This window comes from Bradyrhizobium sp. (assembly GCF_049512235.1).
Classification (GTDB): Bacteria; Pseudomonadota; Alphaproteobacteria; order Rhizobiales; family Xanthobacteraceae; genus Bradyrhizobium.
This window is the reverse complement of sequence record NZ_JBEKXH010000332.1, coordinates 1-7,095: the sequence shown is the minus strand read 5'-3', so window position 1 is coordinate 7,095 and position 7,095 is coordinate 1. Positions and strand designations below refer to the sequence as shown.

At 62.4% G+C, this 7,095-nt stretch carries 7 protein-coding genes and 1 pseudogene; 1 reads left to right on the top strand and 7 read right to left on the bottom strand.

Translation table 11 applies throughout. The features are described 5' to 3' along the window. The 5 genes from ABSG20_RS25200 to ABSG20_RS25180 all read right to left on the bottom strand — a co-directional run. A partial coding sequence (locus tag ABSG20_RS25200; RefSeq protein WP_423867207.1) for an isocitrate/isopropylmalate family dehydrogenase occupies positions 1 to 740 on the bottom strand: 740 nt, incomplete at its 3' end. Beyond that, positions 737 to 1,372 carry a 3-isopropylmalate dehydratase small subunit gene (leuD, locus tag ABSG20_RS25195; RefSeq protein ID WP_423867206.1) on the bottom strand — a complete coding sequence of 212 codons (636 nt, stop codon included), beginning with the start codon at positions 1,370 to 1,372 and terminating at the stop codon, positions 737 to 739. The genes leuD and ABSG20_RS25200, both read right to left, overlap by 4 nt. Then, a complete protein-coding gene (gene leuC, locus ABSG20_RS25190) occupies positions 1,373 to 2,782 on the bottom strand; it encodes a 3-isopropylmalate dehydratase large subunit (RefSeq protein WP_423867205.1) in 1,410 nt (469 codons plus the stop codon). 253 nt (positions 2,783 to 3,035) lie between these two features. Further along, positions 3,036 to 4,298: a CaiB/BaiF CoA transferase family protein gene (locus ABSG20_RS25185; protein WP_423867204.1), complete on the bottom strand. Its 1,263-nt coding sequence runs from the start codon at positions 4,296 to 4,298 to the stop codon at positions 3,036 to 3,038. Positions 4,299 to 4,494: 196 nt separating this feature from the next. Next, entirely contained in the window at positions 4,495 to 4,923 is a 429-nt protein-coding gene (locus tag ABSG20_RS25180; RefSeq protein ID WP_423867208.1) for a GNAT family N-acetyltransferase, read from the bottom strand. Positions 4,924 to 5,002: 79 nt separating this feature from the next. Here ABSG20_RS25180 and ABSG20_RS25175 point away from each other — a divergent pair, with 79 nt between their 5' ends. Beyond that, on the top strand, positions 5,003 to 5,479 hold the full coding sequence (locus tag ABSG20_RS25175; RefSeq protein ID WP_423867203.1) for a GNAT family N-acetyltransferase: 477 nt from the start codon (positions 5,003 to 5,005) through the stop codon (positions 5,477 to 5,479). 256 nt (positions 5,480 to 5,735) lie between these two features. Here ABSG20_RS25175 and ABSG20_RS25170 read toward each other — a convergent pair whose 3' ends face one another. Together ABSG20_RS25170 and ABSG20_RS25165 are read right to left on the bottom strand one after the other, a co-directional pair. Then, complete coding sequence (locus tag ABSG20_RS25170; RefSeq protein WP_423867202.1) at positions 5,736 to 6,623, bottom strand: hypothetical protein; 888 nt, start codon at positions 6,621 to 6,623, stop codon at positions 5,736 to 5,738. A gap of 8 nt (positions 6,624 to 6,631) precedes the next feature. Continuing rightward, positions 6,632 to 7,095, bottom strand: a pseudogene (locus tag ABSG20_RS25165) (hypothetical protein); the annotation flags it as partial.

The following is a 7,095-nucleotide window of genomic DNA, read 5'->3' as shown; positions in this document are numbered from 1 at the left end:
ACCATCACGTCGAACTGACGCGGCTGACGGACGATCTGCATGGCGGCGTTGTCGACGTAGAGGTGGCTCAGTTCGACATCGGAAAATTCAGCCGCATGCAAGGCAATGACTTCCTCGCGCCACAACACGCTGGTCTCCAGGACATTTGCCTTGTCCACCGAACAGACCCTGCCCTTTCGCTTGCGCGCCAGTTCGAACGCTGCTCGCGCGACGCGGCGGACTTGATTGGTGGTATATTGCTCGGTGTTGAAGCCGCGACGCTGCCCGTCGGGGAGCGTTTCGATGCCGCGCGGCTCTCCGAAATAGATACCGCTGGTGAGTTCGCGGATAATGACGAAGTCGACGTCCCGCAGCACCTCTGCCTTGAGCGGGGCTGACTCGGCCAGAGCCGGGTTGGCGACAATAGGCCTCAGGTTGGCGTAAAGATCATATTTGCCGCGCAGCGTCAGCAGGCTGCCGGCCTTGCGCGCCGCGGCCGGAACTTGTTTCGTCTCCGGTCCGCCGGTCGCGCCCCAAAGGATCGCGTCGGCTTCATCCATCGCCTCGACGGTGTCCTGGGGCAGCACCTTGCCCGTCGCCAGATAGGGTACAACGCCGTACTGCGCCTCGCGCAGAACTATCGGCAGGTTTCGCCGCCTGACGAACCAATTGAGAATCCGATGCGACTGCGCCGTCACTTCCGGCCCGATGCCCTCGCCGCCGACCACGGCCACCTTGATCATATTGGACATACTGTTCATATCGATTTCACTGCGAAATGGATCCACGGCCGCTCCACGCGGTCAGCTGCCTGAAAGGCGCGAATTTCGTGGTCGCGCCGCAGCGTCAATTCAACCTCGTCGAGACCTTCAAGCAGACCGGCGCGCCGGCGCGGATCGATCTCGAAACCGTGCCGCTTGCCCGAGGGAGAGGTAACGGTCTGCGCTTGCAGATCGACTTCGATGTGACCGGCGCCCTGGGTGCTCTCGACCTCCGCGGCAAGGCCGTCGGCAATCTCTTTGTCGACAACGATCGGAAGAATGCCGTTCTGAAAGCAGTTGGCGTAAAAAATATCGCCAAAGCCTGAACCGACAATGGCGCGGATCCCCATCTCCTGCAGCGACCAGACCGCGGCCTCGCGGGAAGAGCCGCAGCCGAAATTGGGACCGGTGACGAGGATTTCGGCCTGCCGGTAAGGTTCGCGGTTCAGGATGAATTCGGGATTCTCTGAGCCGTCCGGCAGATAGCGCAGCGCGCCGAACGCCCATTTTCCGAGGTGGCCGCGAACCGCATTGCCGACGATGCGATCGATGCGGATGATGACATCGGTGTCGATGTTGCTGCGCATCACCGGTGCCGCAATCGCCGATAATTTGGTGAAGGGTTGCGGCATCTAGCGCTCCATGGTTCGCACGTCGGCGATGGCGCCGGCTATCGCGGCTGCCGCCGCCGTCGCCGGGCTCGCCAGATGGGTACGGGCCCGCGGCCCCTGGCGTCCGATGAAATTGCGATTCGACGTCGAGACCGAGCGCTGCCCCGGCGATACCGTTTCGCCGTTGGCGGCCAGGCACATCGAGCATCCGGGCTCCCGCCATTCGAAACCTGCATCGGTGAAAAGCTTGTCGAGCCCTTCCGCAACGGCCTCCCGCTTGACCGTCTCCGAACCCGGCACGACCCATGCGCGCACGCCGGGTGCAACCTTGCGGCCGCGCGCCACCTCGGCGGCGGCCCGCAAATCGCTCAACCGGCTGTTGGCGCATGACCCGATGAACACCCAATCGACGGGGGTTCCGATGATCGGGGCTCCCGGCATAAGACCCATATAGTCGAGCGCCGTCTCGATCGCGGCGCGGCGGTCCGGGTCTGCAATCTGGAGGGGATCTGGAACACGGCCATCAATCCCGATGACGTGCTCGGGGCTGATGCCCCACGTCACCTGCGGAATGATCTTCTGGACATCGATTGCGACCTCCTTGTCGAACACGGCGTCGGCATCGCTCGGAAGTTTCCGCCATGCACTGACGGCCTGCTCCCACATCTCGCCCTCCGGCGCATAAGGCCTGCCCCGAAGATACTCATAGGTTTTTTCATCCGGCGCGATCATGCCCATCTTGGCGCCGAGCTCGATCGAAAGATTGCAGATGGTGAGCCGGCCTTCGATCGGCATGTCGCGGATGGCGCTGCCGGCATATTCGACGGCGTAGCCGGTGCCGCCGGCGGCGCCGATGTGGCCGATCAGCGCCAGGATCATGTCCTTGGCGGTTACGCCGAGTGGAAGCCTGCCCTCGAACATCACGCGCATCGCCTTCGGCCGGCGCTGGATGATCGCCTGCGTGGCCAGCACATGCGTCAGTTCGCTCGACCCGATCCCGAACGCGAGCGCACCGAGCCCGCCATGCGTGCAGGTATGGCTATCGCCGCAAACGATCAGGCTGCCGGGAAGGCTGAGGCCGAGTTCCGGTCCGATGACATGGACAATGCCCTGACCGGGCTCGTCGATATCGAACAACCTGATGCCGCTGAGGGAAGTTTCGACCCGCAGGGCGGCCAATAGTTCCTGCCCGATCTTGATCGTTCCGGTTCGCCCGCGCGCGGTCGAAATGGCATGGTCCGGCGTTGCGAAAGTCAGCTCCGGATTGTGCACCGAGAGCTGGCGGGTCTTGAGATCCAGTAGACCACGCGACCCGCCGAGATCGTGCAGCAAATGCCGATCGACATGAAGAAGATCGGTATCATCGCCGATCCCCGCGATGACGTGCTGGTCCCAGATTTTCGCCAGCAGCGAACGGCCCGGCTTTTCCAAGGCAAATCCTCCCTTTGGCTGGTTTTGCCGGCGGCGCCGGCCGCTGACCGCCCTGCCGGCTTCTGTTCAACTCTTCCCGCATCAAAGCATGGCGGGCTGCTGTCCGGCTAGAGCCGACAGCCTCAAAAGATGACCGCCAAACGGCGGCAGCGCAGCCGATTCTCAACTGTCAGAACGCAAAAAACGCCCGATGGCCATAAGGCCACCGGGCGAGTGCAGCATCATCACAATTGTTGGCGCGGAGCCGGCTAAGTCAGCCGCCGTCTCGTTTCACGCCGAAGGCGCCGGCCTCGGCGAGTGTTGCGATCCGAGCATCGTCGTAGCCCAGCGTTTTGCGCAGCACGGTCTTGGTGTGCTCGCCCAGCAACGGCGCCGCCACGGGGTCGACAACCGGGGTCAAGCCGAGTTGCAAAGGCGTTTCGATGTTGGGGACCGAGCCGGCGGTAGGGTGCGCGATCTGAACCAGGCGATGGCGTGCGCGCGCTTCCCGCGAATTGAATGCCTCCTCAATGGTCCGAAGATAGCCGGCGGGCACGTTGGCCGCCTTCATCTTCGTGATCCAGTTTTCGCGAAGGTCCTGAGCAAAAATCGCGGCGAGGCTCGCGCGCAGTCTGTCCTTGTTCGCCGTGCGGGCGCGCCGGCTGGCGTATTCGGGTCCGGCGGCGAGGTCAGGCCGCGCCAGCACTTCGGTCACGAGACGACGATGCAGCCGGTCATTGGCACAGGCGATATAAAACGGCCCGTCGACCGCATCATAGATGCCGATCGAGGCGGAGCCGTTCGGGGAGTTACCGAAACGGCTCTGGTTCACCCCATTCATCAAATAGGCCATGCCGTAAAATCCGGTCATCGCCATCGCGATGTCGAACAGCGCGACCTCGACATGTTGGCCGCGGCCGAGCCGGTCGCGGGCGAGTAGCGCCAGCAGGATGGCATTGCAGGCCGACATGCCCGTCGCAATGTCGATCACCGGCGGACCGGCCCGTACCGGTGGCCCCTCGGGAAAGCCGTTCATCGACATGAATCCGCTTTCGGCCTGGGTGATCGGATCGAAGCCCGAGCGCGCGGCGAATGGTCCCTCGCGGCCATAGGCCGAGATCGAGCAGTACACCAGCCGGGGGTTGGTCGATGCAACGGAGGCATAATCGAGGCCAAACCGCGCCATCACGCCGGCGGAGAAATTCTCAACCACCACATCGGCGCGCCCGATCAGATCGCGCGCGATGTCGCGCGCTTCAGGCACGGTGAGATCAAGCGCGACGCTGCGCTTGTTGCGATTTAAACTGACGAAGGCAGCACTTTCGCCAGCGAGATCGGCATTCTCATAGCTGCGGGTATCGTCGCCACCGTCGGGGTTTTCGATCTTGATGACCTCGGCGCCAAAATCGGCCAGGGTCTGCGTGCAGGCCGGACCGGCGACGACCCGGGTGAAATCCACCACCTTGAGACCGTCGAGGGCAACCGGTGCGCCCTTCGCGCGTGGCACGCGATCCGGCAATTGCGGTCTGGCGGACATGATCAGACAGTTCCCTTTCGATATCGATTAGCGGCGACCGGCAAGACCCGCGAACGCAGACCAGGACTTTAGGGTCGATGTTCGGAGGTCCACAAGTATCCTTTGCAAGTTCCCTCCGATTGCCAATTTCGCCGCAATACGCAAGCTGCGGCGCCAACAGCTCGCAGGCGTACAGGGAATTGTGCACCGCGGCGCGTCATTTGATTGACTTGCGCCAATACAACGTATTCGGCCAAGCCCAGGGACATGGCGGCCGGTACAGAAGATAGCCGGCCCGGATGAAGTTGTTGGCGGAGGCCGGATTATCCGTTGTATCCGAAATGATGCAACGCCATCCATTACGCCGCGCCCGCGCTTCCAGCGCGCGCATCAGCCGCAATTGAAGCGCATTGCCCCGATGTTGCCTCAGCACGCCCACCCGGCAGAAATACCCCGCGTTGCAGGCGCGCGTCGAAGGCACGATCCCGGCAAAGGCAACCGGTATCGTCCCGTGACTGGCCAGCCACCAGTGCCCGGAATCGAATTCCGGCACGGCAGCGGCCTTAAAGAACGTCAGACGATGAAGGTCTGCCAGCGTCTCGGCTATTTCTTCGTCACTTCCGTCGACCTCGCCTATCCTGTACATCAGACTCGACCTTCGCACTGTATGAATTCTCCAGGCCGCACCGGTTGCTCGCCGGCGGGCTTTAGCGGATGATATTGGAATGAAAGTTCGCGATGCCGTTCCGGAAGACGCTGCGGCCGCCTGCCAGGTCATGCGACGGTCGATCGCGGAGTTATGTGTTGCCGATCACCGCAATGACCCGGAAATTCTGCAGCGCTGGTTGAGCAACAAAAGACCCGAAATATTCGTATCCTGGATCAAGCCGGGCAACTCGCTGCTGGTTGCCGTCGAGGACGACAGCATCATTGCCGTTGGATGCATTACCGACGCCGGAGAGATCACGCTGAATTATGTTTCGCCGGATGTGAGGTTTCGCGGGGTCAGTTCAGCCATGCTGAGCGCCCTCGAAGCCCGCGCGCGCGAGCGAAGCCTTGGGCTTTGCACGCTCGCCAGCACCGAAACCGCGCGGCGCTTCTACCTCGCCAGGGGATATTCGGAAGCGGGTCCGGCGGATGGCAAATTCGGCGCAGCTTCGGTTTATCCGATGTCAAGGCGACTCAAGCCTGCCGACGCCTAGAATCGATTCCGTCAAACCTATCATTTCGCACCACGAGCATTGGCCTCTCGCTCCCTCTCCCGCTCTTCGCGGGGGAGGGCGGGGTGGGGGCGCGGCATCGGCGGTGTTGGTTAAGTGTGTGGCCGCGATAGCTGATCGATGAATTTGCGCCCGGAGCCGCCCCCACCCCAACCCTCCCCCGCGAAGAGCGGGAGAGGGAGCGCAGCATCGCAAGCATCTATATGATTTGCATTTGGGAAAACGCCGGTCCAGACCGTTACGGGGCCGCAGAGAGTGCGGCGAGTGCGCGGTCGATCGATTGCGCGACGATCACTGCGGAACGTTCGTCCAGATGAACGCCGTCCGCCCAGCGCAACTCGCTTCGCGCCGGATCTATCTGCAGCCATCGATGGCCATCGGCGAATTCGGCGTGAGCGATCTCGCGGGTGATTGTTGCCGATCGGGAGCCGTCAATCTGCTCCGAATAGGGCACCTCGAACAGCAACAGCCGCGCGCCCCTTTGCTCGATCGCCGGCATCAACTGTTTGATTCGGCTTATATTGGTCCGCACGGCGAGCGTCGGATCATCGGCGTTTTGCTGTTGCAGGGCACGCTCCAGATAGATCCGGTTGTCGAAGGTACTGGGCGGCTGCTTTAGCAATTGGCTGAGGGCAGCAGCGGCCTGTTCATGCGTGAGGGGCGCGTGAAGCCAATTCTCGTAGGCCGCTATCGCGGTCCTGATCGGACGAAAAAACAGCGGATCGGCGTTACCGCGCCTTGAATACCTCTCGACCAAAGCCGTCTCGCTTGGCCGCGACAAGACATTGGCTTCAACCAGGACGATCCTGGGAAGGCTCGGCCGGTTGGCAACGATCTCCAGTCCGGTGACGGGTGATCCGCCCGCCAGCGCCAGATTTCGTAAGCTGCGCGTCGCGAAATATTCCTCCTTGAGACGGAAGGCGAGCGAACTACCCACCAGAACCACGTCGGGAACAGGCTCCCTGGCATAGCGATTCAATGTGATCAGGGTGCCATCGCGCGTCGTGGTCGATGGCAGTTGCAGGCCGTTGCCGAACCAGGCGGTCGCCATGGCGCAGGCAACCAGCAGCGCCGCGGCGCCGAGCGCGCATTTTGCCAACCATTGAGCGGCGGATATCGGCTGCATCCGCGGGCTCAAAACTGAAAGTAGATGAATGCGGTTTCGGGACCGGCCTCAAGATACATCAGCGCGACCATCGCACCGTACAGAAAGGGCTCCACGGCGCGCAGCCGGCGCTCGACCAGCGCGCCGAAAGACAGATGCTGTATCATCACCGGCAGGGAATACAGCAAGGCCAGATTGTAAAACAGTTTCGGCGGAGTTGGATTCGTGCTCGCCGCAAACATCCCGGTGAGATAGCTGATGGCGTGATCGAAGTTCGGCAACTTGAAGAAGATCCAGAGCATGCTGACGCATAGAAAAACACAACTCATGCGCAGCGCCCGGAACACGGCCGAGTCGATCGATTGCAGGCCCGCGAGCAGCGGCCGCTCGAGCACCAGCAAGGCGCCGTGCAACAGTCCCCACGCGAGGTAGTTGAGGCCGGCGCCATGCCACAGTCCGCCGAGGCCCATCACCACCATCAAATTGAGATAGG